The 19,584-nt window shown below is 57.9% G+C and carries 15 protein-coding genes and 1 tRNA gene; 9 read left to right on the top strand and 7 right to left on the bottom strand.

Going from position 1 to position 19,584, the window contains the following annotated elements:
• Positions 1 to 173: 173 nt before the first annotated feature.
• Positions 174 to 1,256, bottom strand: a complete 1,083-nt coding sequence (locus tag ATO67_RS16415) for a LacI family DNA-binding transcriptional regulator (RefSeq protein ID WP_067651653.1) — start codon at positions 1,254 to 1,256, stop codon at positions 174 to 176.
• A gap of 508 nt (positions 1,257 to 1,764) precedes the next feature.
• Here ATO67_RS16415 and ATO67_RS16410 point away from each other — a divergent pair.
• On the top strand, positions 1,765 to 2,175 hold the full coding sequence (locus ATO67_RS16410) for a hypothetical protein (RefSeq protein ID WP_067651650.1): 411 nt from the start codon (positions 1,765 to 1,767) through the stop codon (positions 2,173 to 2,175).
• Positions 2,176 to 2,638: 463 nt separating this feature from the next.
• Complete coding sequence (mqo, locus tag ATO67_RS16405) at positions 2,639 to 4,312, top strand: malate dehydrogenase (quinone) (protein ID WP_082760311.1); 1,674 nt, start codon at positions 2,639 to 2,641, stop codon at positions 4,310 to 4,312.
• Between the two features lie 97 nt (positions 4,313 to 4,409).
• Here mqo and ATO67_RS16400 read toward each other — a convergent pair whose 3' ends face one another.
• Positions 4,410 to 5,483, bottom strand: coding sequence for a D-alanyl-D-alanine carboxypeptidase family protein (locus ATO67_RS16400; protein WP_082760300.1), 1,074 nt, complete (start codon positions 5,481 to 5,483; stop codon positions 4,410 to 4,412).
• A gap of 216 nt (positions 5,484 to 5,699) precedes the next feature.
• Between ATO67_RS16400 and ATO67_RS16395 the strand changes: the two genes are divergently transcribed.
• Positions 5,700 to 6,119, top strand: coding sequence for a DUF4174 domain-containing protein (locus ATO67_RS16395; RefSeq protein ID WP_067651647.1), 420 nt, complete (start codon positions 5,700 to 5,702; stop codon positions 6,117 to 6,119).
• A gap of 301 nt (positions 6,120 to 6,420) precedes the next feature.
• On the top strand, positions 6,421 to 8,295 hold the full coding sequence (locus ATO67_RS16390) for an AI-2E family transporter (RefSeq protein WP_245304013.1): 1,875 nt from the start codon (positions 6,421 to 6,423) through the stop codon (positions 8,293 to 8,295).
• A 3-nt stretch (positions 8,296 to 8,298) separates the two neighbouring features.
• On the opposite strand, the gene ATO67_RS16385 is transcribed toward ATO67_RS16390, so the two are convergent.
• Complete coding sequence (locus ATO67_RS16385) at positions 8,299 to 8,955, bottom strand: DUF2161 domain-containing phosphodiesterase (RefSeq protein WP_067651645.1); 657 nt, start codon at positions 8,953 to 8,955, stop codon at positions 8,299 to 8,301.
• 171 nt (positions 8,956 to 9,126) lie between these two features.
• On the opposite strand from ATO67_RS16385, the gene ATO67_RS16380 reads away from it, so the two are divergent.
• A complete protein-coding gene (locus ATO67_RS16380; protein WP_067651642.1) occupies positions 9,127 to 9,582 on the top strand; it encodes a pyridoxamine 5'-phosphate oxidase family protein in 456 nt (151 codons plus the stop codon).
• Positions 9,583 to 9,635: 53 nt separating this feature from the next.
• On the opposite strand, the gene ATO67_RS16375 is transcribed toward ATO67_RS16380, so the two are convergent.
• Positions 9,636 to 9,709 (bottom strand) — tRNA-Gln (locus tag ATO67_RS16375).
• Between the two features lie 173 nt (positions 9,710 to 9,882).
• On the opposite strand from ATO67_RS16375, the gene ATO67_RS16370 reads away from it, so the two are divergent.
• Genes ATO67_RS16370 through ATO67_RS16360 form a run of 3 tightly spaced genes read left to right on the top strand, consistent with a single transcriptional unit; the run spans position 9,883 to position 11,564 of the window.
• Positions 9,883 to 10,179, top strand: coding sequence for a cupin domain-containing protein (locus ATO67_RS16370; protein WP_067651639.1), 297 nt, complete (start codon positions 9,883 to 9,885; stop codon positions 10,177 to 10,179).
• A gap of 15 nt (positions 10,180 to 10,194) precedes the next feature.
• The gene (locus tag ATO67_RS16365; RefSeq protein WP_067651636.1) at positions 10,195 to 11,103 is read left to right on the top strand and encodes an MBL fold metallo-hydrolase; all 909 of its coding nucleotides are present in this window, start codon (positions 10,195 to 10,197) and stop codon (positions 11,101 to 11,103) included.
• A gap of 11 nt (positions 11,104 to 11,114) precedes the next feature.
• Positions 11,115 to 11,564 (top strand): thiol-disulfide oxidoreductase DCC family protein, encoded by a 450-nt coding sequence (locus tag ATO67_RS16360; RefSeq protein WP_067651633.1) that lies wholly within the window; start codon positions 11,115 to 11,117, stop codon positions 11,562 to 11,564.
• Positions 11,565 to 11,567: 3 nt separating this feature from the next.
• Here ATO67_RS16360 and ATO67_RS16355 read toward each other — a convergent pair whose 3' ends face one another.
• Positions 11,568 to 12,488: a DUF1499 domain-containing protein gene (locus ATO67_RS16355; RefSeq protein WP_067651630.1), complete on the bottom strand. Its 921-nt coding sequence runs from the start codon at positions 12,486 to 12,488 to the stop codon at positions 11,568 to 11,570.
• Between the two features lie 244 nt (positions 12,489 to 12,732).
• Between ATO67_RS16355 and ATO67_RS16350 the strand changes: the two genes are divergently transcribed.
• Positions 12,733 to 13,002 carry a hypothetical protein gene (locus tag ATO67_RS16350; protein WP_067651628.1) on the top strand — a complete coding sequence of 90 codons (270 nt, stop codon included), beginning with the start codon at positions 12,733 to 12,735 and terminating at the stop codon, positions 13,000 to 13,002.
• Here ATO67_RS16350 and ppdK read toward each other — a convergent pair.
• Both ppdK and smc read right to left on the bottom strand, forming a co-directional pair.
• Positions 12,999 to 15,725 (bottom strand): pyruvate, phosphate dikinase, encoded by a 2,727-nt coding sequence (ppdK, locus tag ATO67_RS16345; RefSeq protein WP_067651625.1) that lies wholly within the window; start codon positions 15,723 to 15,725, stop codon positions 12,999 to 13,001. The two genes, ATO67_RS16350 and ppdK, sit on opposite strands and share 4 nt — an antisense overlap.
• Before the next feature lie 322 nt (positions 15,726 to 16,047).
• Positions 16,048 to 19,512 carry a chromosome segregation protein SMC gene (gene smc, locus ATO67_RS16340; RefSeq protein WP_067651622.1) on the bottom strand — a complete coding sequence of 1,155 codons (3,465 nt, stop codon included), beginning with the start codon at positions 19,510 to 19,512 and terminating at the stop codon, positions 16,048 to 16,050.
• Positions 19,513 to 19,584 lie beyond the last annotated feature (72 nt).

Raw genomic sequence — 19,584 nt, 5'->3', positions numbered from 1 at the left:
ACTGGCTGCCTCTGTCTTTTAAAAAAAGAACATCCAGATCAGGACAACGACGACAAGAGGGACACCCATTGCCCATAAAACCACAGCTTTTAGCATAATTTTCTCCTTTTCACCTTGCTCACCTAACGCTGGCTTGTGGCAAAGGTTCCTTGAGGAAAATATCGTTCGAGGCTTTACGGGTCGGCGACCGCGAGTGGTGCTGAACTATCGGTCGAGGCGGAAACTTTGGACCGCCTTGTGGTCTGGCGTTCGACCAGTTCGAACCCCAAATCCAGATTGCGCTCCTTGATAACCCCGCCCTGCCCCAAGGTGATCAGAATATCTGCCGCCGTATAACCTATGTCGAAACGCGGGACGTGTATGGTGGTCAAGGGCGGTTCGGTCGTCATTGCATATTCCAGGTCATTGAAACCGCAGATACCAAAATCCTCGGGGACGCGAATGCCCAATCTCTGACATTCAAATATGACGCCGAGAGCCAGATCATCGCTGTGGCAAAACACTCCATCGATATCCGGCCTTTTTTCTAAAAGGCGGCGAATAAGTCGAGAACCCACATGAATACTGGGTGGCGCGTCCTGCCAGATAATCATGCTTTCATCCAACAGACCCGCCTGCTGCATCACTTCGCAATACCCTTCCTGACGAAGGCGCACCCTGATGTCATGGCCGCAACCCAATATGGCTATTCGGCGGTACCCTTGAGACAGCATATGACGTGTGGCGACCATCGCCGCTTTTTTATGATCGATAGCAACAGCAATCCCTCTCATTTGCAGGGTTGCGTCAATGGTCTGGACGACAGGGCAGCCCGCCTCGTTGACGATTGCCTCCAGGTTTTCCAGCCGTTCCGTGCCGGCAACGATGACGCCAGCCGGGCTGTGCGCCGTAAAGGCTCGCACCTGTTTGACCTCTGCCCCGGCGTCATAATGTGTATTCGAATATTGAATGCGGTAATCTGACCCTCTGATCCGCGCCTCGATACCGTTCAACACGGCGCTGAGAGCGGAATGTGACAGGGATGGCAGGAGAACGCCGATGAAGGTACTGGTACCGCTGGCCAAGGCTCTGGCGTTCAGGTCGGGGACGTAACCCATTTTGTCCACGACGCTTAAAATCTGGTCTCTCAAAGCATCTGATACCTTGTCCGGCTCTCGAAGAGCGCGGGAAACCGTGATTGCACTCACTCCTGTTTCCCTTGCAACATCCTGCAAAGTGACCTTTACGATAGATTTCCGTCTGCGTGTGTGCGGCATCCTGCACCTTGGCCTGTCGAACGGGGAAAAGGGATAGACTACAACGTTACAGCCTGCATTTTTTGAAGTGAACCGAGACCCGAGACACTATCAGTTTTGCTAATAAACTATAGCCTCTAAGCAACGTTCCCCCACGACTTTCGCGTTAAAAGTGATGGACTTTGCGCTTAAACCAAAAAAAGTCTCGTAAATCGCCCAAACAAACTGCGGGTTTTCAGCAAGAATATGCGTTTCGCAGAAATATTACAGCAGTATCTGCCGTGAAAAATGGGCGACGCCCGGGTTCTGACCGCTAAATTTAGTCAGCGTGGAGAAGATTCGCCCCTGCGACGACCCTTCCCATTCACGTAACGCCACGTTCAAAATACGCTGGATCGTTACAAAAAAGCAATTGTGGCAGAAAATATGCATTCCAGTGTCTGCCGCCCCTGCCGCTTTGCCACAAATCTGCTAGGGGAACATATCTCCCGCAAAAACACCGGAAACGGCACAACAAGGATATCTCGACATGCGATTTCGCAGCGTAACATTGGCAGGGCTGGCGATTGCCCTTTCCGCTTGCACCACCACGGCCCCTTCGCTTTCTCCCAAGAACGCAGTGGAAACCCGTTGGGTGGGTCAGTCTGCTGGCGTGTTCTTTGCCAAATACGGTCCGCCCTTGAGCGATGTCGATTCCGGCGGCACGACGACTTACAACTGGCGCGGTGGCTACAGAACCACGACTATCCCGGCGAAATATGACGAGACCAAGGATGGCAAGCGTGGCCGCCAGACGTCGTCTGCCCGCAAAGTATATCTCTCCTGCACCGTGCAGATTACCGTTGGCGGCGACTACAAGATACGCTCGATCCGCACCGTCTCCGACCGCCCGGGTGTAAACGGCCCGAGCTATTGCGCAGAGTTTCTTGGCGGCGAATAAGACCTGATATCGACAATGTTAAAAAGCCCGCCGAGATTCTCCCGGCGGGCTTTTTGTTGAGCACTGGTCTTCATTTGGCTGGCCAACACCCCAGCGCATGGCTCAATTCCAGCCCGCACATCTGTTATGCACTTCACGCATAACGGTGGATATAACCGATTAGATCGGCTTCAGCCCCTCGTGCCATTTCAGTATCGGCCACAGCGTACCGCGCGGAAAAATAAGGCAAAATGTCGCAGTTGGTGTTTTTCTGTGACCGGATTTGGGCGGGCGCCAGAGCGAGGTCCATACGGCTAAACTCTTTGCCGAGGCTGTTGAGCGCGTGCCGCAAGAGTTGTCTTACAGCTGTGCATACGTTATTGCGCCGCACAAATTTGAAAATCATCAAAGTTTAGGAAAAGACGTGATTAAAAACGACAAGGGCACTGGCCCAACCGACGGATTTTCGCACGATACCTTTACCATGAACCGACGCCAGGTGCTGGGCACGGCGCTCGCAGGCCTTGCCGCGGCTACCGTGCCGGGTGCGCCCGCGCTGGCGCAGACTGCCGATAAAAAAGTCGACGTCCTTCTGATCGGCGGCGGCATCATGAGTGCCACGCTTGGCGTCTGGCTGCATGAACTGGAACCGACATGGTCGATCGAAATGCTGGAGCGTCTGGATGCCGTAGCGCTGGAAAGCTCGAATGGCTGGAACAATGCCGGCACGGGCCACTCGGCGCTGGCGGAACTCAACTACACGCCTGAGACCGCCAATGGCGGCATCGACATTTCCAAAGCCATCGAAATCAACGAAGCGTTCCAGATTTCGCGCCAGTTCTGGGCGTGGCAGGTCCGCAACGGCGTGCTGAAGAACCCGCGCTCCTTCATCAACCACACGCCGCATATGAGCTTCGTGTGGGGCGATGAGAACATTTCCTATCTGGAAAAGCGCTACGAGGCGCTGAAAGCCAGCCCGCTGTTTGCCGGCATGGAATATTCCAGCGACCCGGAACAGATCAAAAAATGGGTTCCGTTGATGATGGAAGGCCGTGACCCGGGCCAGAAGATCGGCGCGACATGGTCTCCGCTTGGCACCGACATGGAGTTTGGCGAAATTACACGCCAGTTCGTGGCCCATCTGAAAAGCCAAGAGAACTTCAACCTTAAGGTTTCCAGTGAAGTCACTGCCATCGACCGTAATTCGGACGGCACATGGCGCGTCACCTACAGCAACCTCAAGGACGATTCGGAGCGCACGGTCGACGCCAAGTTCGTCTTCGTGGGTGCGGGCGGCGGTGCCATCCATCTGTTGCAAATGTCCGGCATTCCCGAAGGTGACGACTACGCGGGCTTCCCCGTCGGTGGTTCTTTCCTCGTCAACGAAAACCCCGATGTCACGATGCTGCATCTGGCAAAAGCCTACGGCAAGGCGTCTGTCGGCTCTCCACCCATGTCCGTCCCACATCTGGACACGCGCGTCATCGGCGGCAAACGTGTGGTGCTGTTTGGGCCGTTCGCGACCTTCTCTACCAAGTTCCTCAAGGAAGGTTCCTACTTCGACCTGCTGACCTCGACGACGATGAGCAATGCATGGCCGATGATGAGCGTTGGCATGGACGAATATCCACTGGTGGAATATCTGGCCGGTCAGCTGATGCTGTCTGATGACGACCGTTTCGCAGCCTTGCAGGAATACTTCCCCGGCGCCAAACAGAATGAATGGCGCTTGTGGCAGGCTGGCCAGCGCGTGCAGATCATCAAGCGCGACGCCGACAAGGGTGGCGTTCTGAAACTCGGCACGGAAATCGTCAGCGCCAAGGATGGCAGCATTGCAGCCCTGCTCGGTGCTTCGCCGGGCGCTTCCACGGCCGCACCTATCATGCTGCAGGTTCTGGAAAAGGTGTTTGCGGAAAAACTGGCAAGCCCGGAATGGCAGGCCAAGATCCACCAGATTGTTCCAAGCTACGGCACCAAGCTGAACGCCGATCCGCAAAAGGCACATGAAGAGTGGGTCTATACCAGCGAGTTGTTGCAGCTTCCCACACCGCCACAGATCGATATGGCGTCGCTTTCAAAAGCGGCGGCAGTGGCCGCCCCTGCGGCACCGGCTTCGGAGAATGCACCGGCAAAGCCGGTCGGCGATCTCGCACCTTAAGGCGACCGGACAACCTCAGCGCGAACAGAAAAGGCACGCTCAGGGCGTGCCTTTTTATTGAGACCAATGACGCCGGCGGCGGCCTGTCAAAACCGTTTTATCCAGCCGATCCGGTTTGCGGGGGCGGCGGGGCGGGGCGGCTGGCTGGAACCGGCACATCCACCGAATTGTCGCTGGGCCATGTGGTTATCACATGAATCTGGCCCTCGATCTGATCCTTCAGAAACGTTTCATGGCCCGGCAACCCCATCGGATAAAGCGCTTCGCGTTCCGCCTCATAGGCAACGCTTTTGTCGGTGCAGAGCTTGAGGCGCATATCCTGCGGCGCGACATCGGTGCGGTTTTGCACATTTTCGACAGCACCGGATGGGTTCAACTGCCCCTCGAACGCTTGCGTCAAATATTGCGCAGATCGCTCGTTACGCTCCCGCTCTGTCGTTGCGCCCAGTATCACCACCATCACGCGCTTGCCATCACGCGTGGCAAGGCCGACGTAATTGCGTCCAGATGCACATAGAAAGCCCGTCTTCATTCCAACCGTGCCGTTGAAACGGGTCAGCAACGTATTGTTGGATTTGATTTCTTTACCGTCGATTCTGACAGCCGATCCTTGAAAGAAGCGTTGATAGTCCGGAAACACCCGGTCGATTTCCATCCCGAGGATCGCAAGATCACGGGCGGTGGAATAATTGCTTTTGTTAAACAGGCCGTTGGGGCTGGCAAAATGCGTTCCTGTCATGCCAAGGCGCGCGGCCTCCGCATTCATTCGCTGCACGAACACGGCTTCATCGGATGTAACCGTTTCTGCAAGGGCAACGGCGACATCGTTTGCCGAGGCGGTAAGCGCAGCAAACAGCGCGTCCTCCAAGGTCATCGTTCGCCCGAAGGTCAGACCCGACTCGAGGAAAGCCTGTTTTGTCGCGTTGCGCGTCATCATGACGGGCGTCGTCAGCGTCACCTCACCCGCACGAAGCGCTTCGAAAACAACCAGCGCCGTCATGAGCTTGGTGGTGGACGCCGGATACCAAGGCACACCGGCATCTTCCTGATAGAGAATCTGATGATTTGCGGTATCGACAACCAGCACGGGCGTGGCGTTGGCAGGTGCCGAAAGGGATGCGGCCAATACCAGGGTTTTCGACAGCCGGCCGGCCAATATCGTTTTCATCATGCGTCAGTCTCCAAGCAATATTATCCTCTGACATAAGACGCCTTGCGGACACAAGCGTCTGCTAAGCGAGGACCTTGGCAAGTATAAGGTCGAAACAGACGGTTTGATCCTCGAGAGCGGACATCGACAGGCAATCCTGAGGTCACGACATCGTTTAAGCAAGGATCGAACGGATGCCTTCCTCCTTCGTTTAGCGTGTTCAAAGAGGAGAAACAGATGAGAGTGCTGATCCTTTCGCTCGTCGTCGCGCTAACGTCCATCAGTCAGGGTTTTGCAATGGAGAGTCTTTCACACTACGAATGGAAAAACCGCGTTGTTCTGGTTTTCGGTAAGGCCACAGACCGGAAAGTCGAGAGGCAGATCGACGCTCTGAAGGCGAAGCAAGCTGAACTCGCTGACCGGGCGTTGATCGTCATCCGCATTACCGGCAATGAAGCGCGTGCGGTTTATGGGACAGAAATCGCGCTGAATGCTGACAAACTGAGAACAGACGCAAAGATCGATGACAACGACTTCCAAGTCATTCTGGTGGGCAAGGACGGCGGCGTCAAATTCCGCAGCAAGGATATTGTCAGCGATGTCGAAATATTTGACCTGATTGACCGTATGCCAATGAGAAAGGCCGGTCAGGGCTAGGGATTTGTAGAGGCGGCGATTTCGCTGGCAGCGCTCATTGCTGTTCGCCAGCTTATATAAGGAACCGGAAATCAGTACGCGCGTTCACCGCGTCGCATGCGGCGATCATACGCTGACTGTACGTCACTTGGTCGACCTGCCCGCCAAAGCAATAGCATAACCGCTGATTCTCTTTGTCGCCTCGGTCCACAGAAGTGAAGCTGATGGGCATATGGCGGGAAACAACATGGAACTTCCAAAATCAATCGGCCCTGTGACGGCGCGGGCGAGCTATCCGAACCCGGATATCGCCTCGAACACCATGCTATCTGGACGAACGGTGCTCATCCTCATCGGCGTGGCATTTCTGCTTCGGGTGGGACAGGAAATATTCGTTCCGCTTGCGCTTGCGCTGCTACTGTCCTTCACGCTTGCCCCCATCGTATCCTTCCTTCGCAAGCGGTCGGTGCCGAAGATTCTGGCGGTGATCCTCGCCGTTATCTCCGCATTCTGCGCAATCGCGGTTTTCAGCTTCATCGTCGCCACCCAGGTTGCGAACCTGGCCGAGAACATACCCACCTATCAGCGAAACATCGTCAGTAAGGTCCAGGTTCTGGCCCAAGCAGGCTCTGGCAGTGGCGTGCTGGAACACCTGAGCAAGGTGGTGGAAAAGATGGGTGCCGAAATACAGACGAGAGCAACCGAAAGCCAGGATACGGCCGCGCCGGAAATCCCGACACGGGAGCCGATGCCTGTCGAAATTATCTCACGCACCAATCCGCTACAGACACTCGGTAACCTGATCTTACCCCTGATCAGCCCGTTTGCGACGGCGGGCCTCGTGATCGTTCTCGTTGTCTTCATGCTGCTGGAGCGTGAGGACCTGCGCGACAGGTTCATTCGCCTCGTCGGTCTCAGCGACCTGCATCGCACCACCGCAGCGCTTCAGGACGCTGGCAAGCGGGTCGGCAAATACCTGCTCATGCAACTGGTCGTGAATGCCCTCTATGCGCTGCCGATCACAATTGGCCTATGGGTTCTTGGCATCCCCAATGCAATCCTTTGGGGTTTGCTCACGCTGGTTCTGAGATTCGTACCCTATATCGGCCCTGTCATCGGCATGATCCTCCCGCTGTTTCTGGCGCTCGCGATTGCACCGGGATGGTCGCTCGTTGCCTGGGTGGCTGCGCTTTTCGTGACGACGGAACTCATCAGCAACAATGTTGTCGAGCCCTGGCTTTACGGATCGCATACGGGATTGTCTCCGCTGGCGATCATCGTTTCGGCAATTTTCTGGTCGTGGCTCTGGGGGCCAATCGGCCTCATGCTTTCCACGCCGCTCACCGTTTGCCTCGTCGTTCTGGGCCGCCACGTGCCGCAGTTTGGTTTCCTCGACGTTCTCCTAGGCAATGAGCCGGTTCTGGAACTGCACGAAAAGCTCTACCAAAGGCTGCTCGCTGGCGATCCGAACGAGGCGACCGACAATGCGGAGGAATATCTGAGGGAGGAGTACCTCGTTGATTATTATGACAAGGTCGGACTTCCGGCTCTCTTGCTGGGTGAAATGGACAGGCAGCGCGGGGTCATGTCGGAATCACAGATCGAACTTTTTTCGTCCAGTTCGCTGACGCTGGTCGATAATCTTTCCGATATTGCCGACGAAGAGGAAAACGAGGAAGAAACAGAGGCGACGGAAGCGCTCATTACATCTGTCGATGAGACAGATCTGCCGGATGGAAGAGGCCAATCGGTCTTATGTATGGGCGGGCGAGGCGTCATAGACGACGCCGCATCCGCAATGCTGGCGCAGATCATCGAAATTCAGGGGGCCACGGTTTCCTCGGCAAGTTATAGAGACCTGGCGGGAAGAGCATCGCAAAGAGTGAGTCTTGATGGCATCGATACCGCAGTGGTCTCGTTCCTCAACGGTAATTCCAAATCTCACGCACGTCAGATCATCCGTCGTTTAAAGCGTATCAAACCCGCGATGCGGGTCGGCATCCTCATTCCCACCGCGAACGGCCAGAATTACGCGCAAATAGACGCCGCGGATATCAGCGCCGATTTCATTACGACATCGCTGAACGAGGCTGTGAAGCTGGCTCTGACGCAAACCAAACCCCGTGAGCTGGTGGTGGTGGCGCGAAAAGTGGGCCGTCCGCGACTGCAAATGGCGCCGCCTGCCGTCGCATCCTAGACGTCATGGTAATGGTTGGGGCCACCGGATGAGCGCTTCCCGTCCGGCATCAGTGAGCCCATACACGCCTTTTTCCAGACGCTCGAACCAGCCATAGACGTTCGACAGCAGTATCTTTCCGGCGTCTGGAACGCCCGCCCTCACGTCGCGGACGCGCAAGGGCCCTGCGGACAGGAGTGCCGCGCAACCCAGCGCCTGCTGGCGGTAGGCCGTCATCATGGGCGTGCGTGTACTGCCCCCAAGCACGGGATCACCCCGCCTTTTCTGGTGTTCACGCACCAGCCTGGAGCGCCGCTTGGGGTTGGTTCGCGGCATGGGCGTTACGGAGGCCACGATAACGCTGACGTCGCCGCGATCCGAAATGCCGAGCATACCGATGCCCAGCCGACGGCAGAGATCACGATAGCGCTTGTCCGATTCCCGCCCCCTGCCCTTGGCAGAGACCTTCGCGGCAATCCAAACTTCGTCGGATATGGAAGCCCTGTCGACCGCCTGGAGGATCAGTTCGAGATTGAAGGTCAATTTCAGCTCGCACACGACCACGACGGGTGAATCATCGCCGTTAATGCCGACAAGATCGCACCCGCCGATCTCACCTTTAACCGAGTAACCAGCGGTCTCCAGAAAGGCTTTTACGGGAAGGTAGAGGGAGGTTTCCATGCAATCGACGATCAAAAATAGGGAATCATTGGGCTCCTCATTACCTTTAGACGGTTAGGAACCACTCCACCATGATTTAACGGCATCTCGCCCGTCTCCCCTCGTCTCGCAAAGCCGGAACAAACGACGACCTCGAAGGTTAGCTTGCCATATCAAAACCGGGAGATTTTCATGACATCGATGACGTTGGAAGACCTGTCCAAGCAGCTCAGAAAAATTGATTTCTGCATGCTGTGTACCAACACCGAATCCGGCCAGATTTCCACCCGGCCCATGAGCAACAACGGCGATGTCGAATATGATGGCGACTCGTGGTTCTTCACCTATGACAACACCCGAAAGATCAAAGAGATCGATCACGACGATCACGTCACGCTGACCTTCACCGCTGCGCCAAGCCTTTTGGGAAAGCCGGGTATCTTTATCTCGGTGGAGGGCAAGGCCTTACTGATCCGCGACAAGTCGCAGTTCGAAGCGCACTGGGTCAGCGATCTGGACCGCTGGTTTCCAGACGGTATAGAGACTCCCGACATCGTTCTCATCAAGGTTTCGGCGGCATCGATCGAGTATTGGGATGGCGAAGAGAACGGTCGCCTGACGCTGCCAGAGGCTGCGGCAACGGCTTAATACAGTCCGACACGTCCAAGCCACACGCTCATATCACTAACTTGCAAAGTGTGTGGCTGGGGCGCCAGGATTCGAACCTGGGATGCCGGTACCAAAAACCGGTGCCTTACCGCTTGGCGACGCCCCAACAGAGCAGATTGGCGAAACGCCACTGCCTGAACGGCGCCTGATTATCAAAGCAGAACGGCAGCGGCAATGATTAAGTTGCCGGATTTGCAATATTTATTGTGTGTCCGGCCATTGCTTCATGTTACGTCAGGAAACAGGCAGATTTTTAGGTCTTTTCCCGGTGACAGTACGATGAGCAAATATAGCGCACGCCCTCCTGCCATACCAACGACTTTGCTGGACGACGACGTGGTACGGATCATTCGCTGGGACTTCGAGCCGGGAGCCGATACCGGCCACCACACACACGGGCTGGGTTATGTCGTGGTGCCGATGACCGATTGCCAATTTCTCATTGAAGACGAGAGCGGTAGCCGCAGGGTGGATACGGCGCGCGGCATGCCTTACCGACGTGAGGCTGGGGTTTCGCACAATGTGGTCAATGCAGGTAACGAGCCGATGTCGTTCATTGAGATCGAATACAAGTGAGCGTTGACTGATCCGATGAAAGACCCGGAATTCAATCGCGATTTTCAGCCGACCTATGGCATTGCGGTGCCTGTGGCGCAAAACGTCCAGCGCATCACCGTCAACAACCCGTCAGCCTTTACCTTTCATGGCACCAACAGCTACATCGTGGGCGACACATCCGTTGCCATCATCGATCCAGGCCCTGAGGACGACATGCATTTTCAGGCGCTGATGGCGGCACTGGAAGGCCGCGAGGTCACGCATATCTTCGTCAGTCATACGCATCGCGATCACTCGCCACTGGCGACACGCCTGAAGCAGGCAACAGGTGCGCTGACCGTAGCCGAAGGGCCACATCGTGCTGCACGGCCTTTGCATGAAGGTGAGCGCAATCCATTTGCTGAAAGCTCTGATACCGGGTTCGTGCCTGACGTCATTCTTGGTGATGGGAAAAGCCTGTCCGGCGATGGCTGGACGCTGACCGCCCTTCACACACCCGGCCATACGGCCAACCACTCGGCCTTCGCCCTTGATGATAGCGGAATAGTCTTTTCGGCCGACCACGTCATGGCGTGGGCAACGACCATCGTTGCGCCGCCGGATGGTTCGATGAGCGATTATATGGCTTCGCTGTCAAAGCTTTTGCACCGAGATGACCGGCTGTTCCTTCCCGGCCACGGCGGCGGCGTGAACGACCCGCCCGCTTTCATGCGAGGGCTTCGCACCCATCGCCGCATGCGGGAAAAGGCGGTGCTGGCCCGCATCAAGGCTGGAGACCGGACGATCCCGGACATGGTGAAAATCATTTACAGAAGTACCGATCCGCGCCTGCACGGAGCGGCGGCTCTTTCCGTTCTCGCCCATATCGAAGACCTGATTGAGAAGGGTGAAGTACAGACGGACGGCCCGCCGTCGCTGGGTGGGCTCTATTTTCCTGCATAGGAACTGTTTCGATGCCTGCTGCCTACAGCTATAGAAACGACCCGTCTGTTCCCAATTTTCCAGATGACAGGCCGCTCATCGTATTTGATGGTGAATGCGGTTTCTGCTCTCGCGATATCGACTTCGTGTTGCGCCACGATGAAAAAAAGCTGTTTCGCTTCACACCCGCGCAATCTGAACTCGGAACGGCGCTGATGCGGCACTACGGCTACCGAACCGATAATTACGAAACCAGCCTGTTGATTGAAAACGGCATAGCCTATCCCCGTTCCAATGGGGTGTTGCGTGTGCTCCAGCTTCTGGGTGGCGCGGTAAGCATTGCGGCACTTTTACGCGTCGTACCGCGCAGTCTTCGGGACAGCGTCTACGATCTCGTGGCACGCAATCGCATGACGATTGCAGGACGGCATCAGGCGTGCCGCATGCCAACGCCCGAGGAACGCGAGCGCTTTATCGGGTAGCCGTCAATTGTCGTTGAGGCCCTGCATCTCAGCATCCAGCGCATCGAGATAGGCCTCTGCGATCTCAGCACCCATACCCAGATCATGCGGGCCGAAGCGGGAGGCGACGCGGACATCTACCAGCGTGGTTTCTGCGTCTTCGCGAAGACGGATGAGGATATCGTAACGCAGGCCCCATATGAGGGTGCGTGTCTCGCCTTGCAACATCACGATACTGCTGCCATCAAAAAAGGTCGGTGCGGGGGCGTCTGCCGGTCGTGCCAGTGGTACGGGCACATTCGCGGGAAGCTCTTCGATGGGCGTGTCGGTGACACCTTCGGTCTGGTCCTGGGGCGGCATGCCGGGCTGTATATCCGGTAGCGAACCGATGAGGCCTTGCGTATGGGCGATGCGAGTACGCTGTGCTGTAGCAACCTTGCGGGCCGCCGTATAAACGCGGTCGATTGCGCCTTCATAACGGTGACCTGCAAGGCTTGGATAGGCTGCCGCCTGCAGATCGCGGTCGGCTTTGGAAACGACAGCGGGGCGCGGCAGCCATTGCTGGTTGGCGGTGGGGATGGACAACCAGCTCGGCGCGTCGGCAACATCCGTGGAGACATCGTAAAGCTGTGGCTTTTGCCAGTAGAGAAACGCGCCGAACGCTACGGTTCCGAGCGGAACTGCGCAGAAAAGCAGTGCGGAAAGCGACCACACTCCGCCTCTCGCGCCCACGGACCAGAGGCGTTGCAAGCCAATGATGGCGAGCAGAAGCGACACGGTTGCGATGGCGGCGGAGAGAAGCGTCAGCGAAATGAAATCAGGGGTCGTCAGCGGGCCGAAGCGGTGCAATGGTGCTGCGATGACGAACAGTGCCAGGGCGGCAATCCCGAGATATCGGGAAAGATATGCCGCGTGTGATACGGGTCGAACGAAACGCACAGTCATGAAGCGGCACCCGGATGCTGTAGTTTTTGCAACGAAGACGTTTCGCCGATAGGTTCACGACAAGCGGGAATCGCTCATTACTGTGTCATAATGGGTTTCGGCGTCGAAGGGAATCTGTTCGAGAGAAATTGCGCGTGCCGTATGTGCAACCTTTGCCACAGAGCAGGCTTTTCCCTACAGCTAAACCGGCGTAATCAACACACGGCAAGATCAGTGCAAACTGGCATCATAGGGAGTTAACATCATGCGTGTTTCAATCGTTCTTGGCGCCGTTGCGACAATGCTGGCTCTTTCGTCCTGCCAGACACTTTCGCCGGAGGAGCGGCGCGCGCGGGACGAAACGACCTGCCGTGGTTATGGCTTCCGCCCCAACACGGACCAGATGGCCGGTTGCCTGCTGGATCTCGATCTCGACCGCCGCGCAGATGCCCGTGCCTGGCAAGCGCAGTCCAGCCGCGACATGTTCTATCGCCCCGTCGTGGTGGAACGCCGCATCATCGTCCAGAACCGCTAGAACTTCGCCGGGATCGCCCTGAGCGGAACGACCTTCGAAGTGGCAACCGTGTCGCGCTTTTCCGCCATAGCCAGTGTTGCCTGCGCCGCAGACAATCTGGCAATCGGCACACGGAACGGAGAGCAGGATACGTAATCCAGACCCGCATCTTCACAGAAATTAATGGAGGCCGGGTCGCCGCCATGTTCGCCGCAGATGCCGAGCTTGAGTTCCGGGCGCGTCTGACGGCCACGATCCGCCGCGATCCGGATCAACTCGCCAACGCCATCGAAATCCAGCGAGATGAACGGATCGCGCTCGATAATGCCTTTGCGCTGATAGGTTTCGATGAAGCGGGCGGCATCATCACGGGAGATGCCGAAGGTCGTCTGCGTCAGGTCGTTGGTTCCGAAGGAGAAAAACTCCGCAGCTTCGGCGATGACATGGGCGCGCAACGCCGCGCGCGGCAACTCGATCATGGTGCCCGTGAGATATTCGAGGGTAACGCCGGTCTCCTCCGCCACCGCTGCGGCGACCCTGTCGATGACAGCGCGCACGTAGTCCAGCTCTGAGCGCAGGCCGACCAGTGGCACCATGATTTCCGGTACCACGGGGGAGCCCGTCTGGCGGGCAGCCTCAACTGCGGCTTCAAAAATGGCACGGGCCTGCATTTCGGCAATTTCGGGATAGGAAATCGCCAGCCGACAGCCGCGATGACCGAGCATCGGGTTGAATTCATGCAAAGCATCCAGCCGATGCCGGAACAGCGTTTGCGACATCCCCATGGCAGCAGCAACTTCCACGATTTCACCATCGGTCTTGGGCAGGAACTCGTGCAACGGCGGGTCAAGCAGACGAATGGTGACGGGCAGACCATGCATGATGGAAAACAGCTTGGTGAAATCCTGCCGCTGCATGGGCAGCAACTGATCGAGTGCTGCGCGCCTTCCCTCCTCATGCTCGGCAAGGATCATTTCGCGCATCACCTGAATGCGGTCACCCTCGAAGAACATGTGTTCCGTGCGGCATAGCCCTATGCCCTCGGCGCCAAACGAACGGGCAGCGCGGGCATCTGCTGGCGTATCGGCGTTCGTGCGCACCTTCATTCGCCGCGTGCTATCGGCCCATTTCATCAGCTTGCCGAAATCGCCCGACAGAGCGGGCTGGGTCATGGGAACTTCGCCACGCATCACGCGCCCGGAGGAGCCGTCGATGGTGATGATATCACCCTTTTTCAACATGCAGCCCATGCCAACCAGAACGCCGCTGCGGATATCCACCCGCATGGAGCCTGCGCCGGAAACACAGGGGATGCCCATGCCTCGCGCCACGACCGCCGCATGGCTGGTCATGCCGCCGCGTGTCGTCAGAATGCCTTCGGCAGCGTGCATGCCGTGAATATCTTCCGGGCTGGTTTCCATCCTCACGAGAATAACGCGCCTGCCTTCGGCTTTCGCCGAGACGGCCTCTTCGGAGGTAAATACGATCTCACCGGATGCCGCCCCCGGTGAGGCTGGAAGGCCCGAGCCGATGATCGGGCGCTCAATGGAAGGGTCGATGGTCGGATGGAGGAGCTGATCGAGCGATGAAGGCTCGATCCGGCAGATTGCCTCATCGGTGGTGATAAGGCCTTCCTCCACCAGATCGACGGCAATTTTCATGGCCGCACGGGTTGTGCGCTTTCCTGAACGGGTCTGCAACATCCAGAGCTTGCCGCGCTCGATGGTGAATTCCATGTCCTGCATGTCGCGGTAGTGGGTTTCCAACTGACCGCAAATGCTGATGAACTCCGAAAACGCCTCCGGCATCAGTTTTTCCATCGACGGCTTGTCCGAGCCGGATGCGATGCGCGCCTCTTCGGTGATGGATTGCGGGGTGCGGATGCCCGCAACCACGTCCTCACCCTGAGCATTCACAAGAAACTCGCCGTACAGCTCTTTTTCGCCGGTGGAGGGATTGCGCGTAAACGCGACGCCCGTTGCCGAGGACGAGCCGAGATTGCCGAAGACCATGGCCTGCACATTCACAGCCGTGCCCCAGTCTCCGGGAATATTATGCAGATGGCGATAGGTAACGGCGCGCGGGTTCATCCAGCTTGCAAAGACGGCACCGATGGCGCCCCACAACTGAACCTGCGTGTCCTGGGGAAACGGGTCGCCAAGCTCCTCTTCGATCAGGCCTTTGTAGAGCGAGACGATGTGCTGCCATTCGCTGGCGGAAATCTCGGTATCATATTCGTGGCCCAGACGCCCCTTCTCGTCCTCGAGAATTTCCTCGAAGATTTCATGATCCAGCCCCATCACCACATCGGCATACATCTGGATGAAACGCCGATAGCTATCCCACGCAAAACGGGCATCACCAGAATTTTGCGCCAGTGCCTGCACGGTTTCGTCATTCAGGCCGAGATTGAGAACGGTATCCATCATACCCGGCATGGAGGCGCGGGCACCCGAGCGGACAGATAAAAGCAAAGGCTGAGAACCGGAACCAAACTTGCAGCCGGTAATGGCTTCCATGCCGGAAATGCCGCTGGTAACCTGCAATTTAAGGTCTTCCGGGAGGCACCGTCCACCCTGATGGTAACGTGCGCAGGCCTCGCTGATAATCGTCAGACCCGGCGGAACCGGCAGGCCAAGGCTTGCCATCTCGGCAAGATGTGCACCCTTGCCACCCAATGTGGCGATGTCGCTCGCACGCCCCTCGGCGGCTCCGTCACCGAACGTATAGACCCATTTTTTCATTCTACGCTCTCCACCCAGAAGCGTTCTATTTTTCAACCCTTTACAGCATTGTAACAGTGTTGGAAACGGCCACCGTTCCACCATGTCACCGCAGTGCAGCATAAATGCGGCGCAGGCCCGTCAAGCGGCAACAAAAAACCGCCCGCGACACGCGCAGGCGGTGTTACCGTTGAATGCTGAGGCAATATTGCGGCCCGACCGCGCGGGCTGGAGACTGTACCGGGCGCTCGGACTGCGTGGCGTGGCGGGACAAGTGATCGTAACCGGTGGCGGCGTTCCAGCGTGGCTATATTTTCTTCTGCAAAAAATCGCGTTTGACGGGTCAGACGGCCTCGATCAGCCGCTCTGCCATCTGCAAATCCACGGAAACGAGCTGCGACACGCCCTGCTCAGCCATGGTAACGCCAAACAGGCGGTCCATGCGGGCCATGGTTATAGGGTTATGGGTGATGATGACGAAGCGTGTTTCTGTGGAAGCAGCCATCTCATCCATCAAGTTGCAGTAACGCTCGACATTGTGGTCATCCAGTGGTGCGTCCACCTCATCCAGCACACAGATAGGTGCGGGGTTGGTAAGGAAGACGGCAAAGATCAGCGCCATGGCGGTCAAGGCCTGTTCGCCGCCCGATAACAGCGTCATGGTCTGCGGCTTCTTGCCCGGCGGACGGGCGAGAATTTCAAGGCCAGCCTCCAGCGGATCGTCGGATTCGATCAATTGCAGTTCCGCCGTGCCGCCACCGAAGAGGTGAGTAAACAGACGCTGAAACTGCGTATTGACGATATCGAAGGCGGCAACCAGACGCTCGCGTCCTTCGCGGTTGAGGTTATGGATGCCCGCGCGGAGCTTGCGAACTGCATCGATGATGTCGTCGCGTTCCTTGATCAGCGCCGCGAGCTTTTCAGAAAGCTCTGCCTGTTCTTCTTCGGCACGCAGATTGACTGCGCCCAACCGTTCACGCTCGACTTTCAGTCTGTCCAGATCACGCTCGACATCACGGATTTCAGGCATCGACGCTTCAGGGCCGAGACCCGTCAGCCTGAACGCCAGATGCGGCTCGACATTCAGCGCCTCACGGATGCGGTGTTCGCCTTCCTGGCGTTTTTCGCGGGCAGAAACTAGGCGCTCTTCGGCGCGTCCGCGCTTTTCACGGGCTTCTGCCAGTTCGGACAGTGCGATGGTGGCCGTACGGTCTGCCTCCCGTTGAAGGCTTTCCGCTTCGACCAGCTGGTCGGCGGCCAGACGCCGTGCTTCCTCGGTCTTTTGTAGTTGCGTCAGAAGATTGCGGCGCTTTTCATCGAATTCCTCCGGTGCGATATCGAGCTCGGCAAGCTCGTCGTGGGCCTCATCCTCGCGCTCACGCAGCGTGGCGATGTGGCCACTGGCGCTGGCTGCACGCGCCTGCCATGTGGTGCGTTCCTGTGCGATGGCATTGATACGGCGCTGGTGGGCTTCTGCTTCACGGTTCAAACCTTCGTGGCTGGCGCGGGCTTCGGCCAGCAGGCTGCGGTCGGTTGCGACCTCCAGCTGGCTTTCGCGCAGGTGCAGATCGAGATCGGCCAGATCAGCAGCGTCCTCCAACTCGATGCGGGCGCTTTCTTCCTGAACGGCGATGTCTTCGATCTGCCCGCTGATCTGGTTGATCGCTTCGGACACGATATCGCGACGGCGCAGAAGATCACCCGAAGCGCGTTCGGCCATGGCGAGCGCATCACGGGCTTCGACCAGATGGCGTGATGCAAGGCGGCTTCGCTCTCGCGCATCGGCAAGGCGGCTTTCCACAAGGCGGATTTCATCGGTGCTGGCGGCAAGATGCTCTTCAGCTTCCTCCAAGGCGTAACGTGCCTCATCCACCTCGCCTTCCAGTTCAGCAAGGCGGTTCTTCTGGGCAAGCCGCAGGGCGGCGTTGCCGGGGGCATCTGCGCTGGTGATATGGCCATCCCAGCGGAAAAGCGCGCCGTCCCTGGTGACGAGGCGTTGGCCAGGTTTCAACGCCGACATCAGGTGTTTGGCTTCATCGACGTTAGCAACGATACCGGTCTGACGCAGTGTGCGTTTCAGCGCTTCTGGCCCGACGACATGCGTAAGCAAGGATGCAACGCCTTCCGGCAGAGCCGGGTCAGCGGCACCATCGCCATTGGCTATCCAGTAGGCCGGGGCAGCAGGGTCGAGCGGGCTTTCGAGATCGTCACCCAAGGCAGCGCCAAGAGCCGCTTCAAAGCCGCGATCCACCCTCAACTCTTCTGCAACCGGCGTGAACGAACCGGAGACGGCACCGGCAGCAAGCATTTTGGAGATGGTGCGCGCTTCGGTTTCCAGCGCATTGAGGCGACCTCGCGCAGCATCAACCGGGCCGCGCGCCAAAGCTTCAGCGGAACGCGCATCGGCCACCGCCGATTCCGCTTCCTCCACCAAGATCAACGCGTCTTCGACGGAGATTTCGGCGGCTTCCACGCTTTCGCGCTTTTCAGAAGGGTCCGGCAGGCCGGAAAGCTTTTCGTCGATGTTTTCAATTTCGGCAGCGGCGTCCGATGCCTGACGATCCAGCCGCGCCTTCCGATCCGCCAGATCGCGGATGGTGCGTTCCAGCTGGGTACGGTTGGCGGAAGCCTCGGCGCGCTCAGCGGTTAGGGCTGCAAAACCGCGCTCACTCTCCGCAAGCTTGGCGGCAGCTTCTTCGAAAGCCTCACGGGTTTCTTCCGAGTAGCGGCCCGAGTCGGCAAGAATTTCGAGGATTTCGGCTTCTTCCGCATCGAGACGCGCGAGGATTTCGGCATTGTCGGAGACCATGCGCTCTTCGCGTTCGATGTCCTCACCCAATTGCGTCAGACGACGGGCAAGCTCATCGCGGCGGCGAAGAATGCGGTTGGTCTCTTCATCCAATTGTGTGCGGGCAATTTGCAGGCGTTGTAGGGCAGCGGCGACCTTGGCCTCGTTTTCACGCAGTTCCGGCAGCTTGAAGCTGGCGATGCCTTGCGCCTTGGCAGCCTCCATCTGGCGCTGCGCCTTTTCGGCCACGACATTTGTCGCCTGATTAAGCGCGCTTTCCGCCTCACCTTCGGCCTGCTTGGCCTCCACCCAGCGAATGTGCAGCAACGTCGCCTCGCGGGCGCGGATATCCGCCGACAGCATCTTGAAGCGGCTGGCCTGTCTCGCCTGTCTCTTCAGGCTTTCAATCTGGCTTTCCAGCTGTGCCGTAACATCTTCCAGACGTTCCAGATTTGCTTCTGCGGCGCGCAGACGAAGTTCCGCTTCGTGCCGGCGAGAATGCAGGCCGGAAATGCCGGCCGCCTCTTCCAGCAACTGACGACGCGCCTGCGGTTTGGCGTTGATCAACTCACCGATCCGCCCCTGCCCGACCATGGACGGCGAGCGTGCGCCGGTGGAGGCATCGGCAAACAGCAACTGCACGTCCTTGGCGCGGGCTTCCTTCCCATTGATGCGATAGACAGAGCCATTCTCGCGCTCAATGCGGCGCGTGACCTGAATTTCATCGGCGTCGTTGAAGGCAGCGGGCGCCGTGCGATCGGAATTGTCGAGGTAGAGGCCGACTTCGGCGGTGTTTCTGGCGGGCCGATTGCCGGAGCCGGAGAAGATCACGTCATCCATGCCGGATGCGCGCATGTTCTTGTAGGAGTTCTCACCCATCACCCAGCGAAGCGCTTCGACAAGGTTGGACTTGCCGCAGCCATTGGGCCCGACCACGCCTGTCAGCCCCGGCTCGATGAGGAATTCGGATGGCTCGACGAAAGATTTGAAGCCGAGCAGCCGCAGCTTGTTGAACTTCATGCTGCGGCCCTGCGGTCATAAAAAACGGGCGCACGAAAAAATTCGTCGCCCGTTTTGATCCGGTAACGTCTT

The organism is Agrobacterium bohemicum (assembly GCF_001562555.1).
Lineage (GTDB): Bacteria > Pseudomonadota > Alphaproteobacteria > Rhizobiales > Rhizobiaceae > Agrobacterium > Agrobacterium bohemicum.
This window is presented reverse-complemented; position numbering and strand designations above follow the sequence as displayed.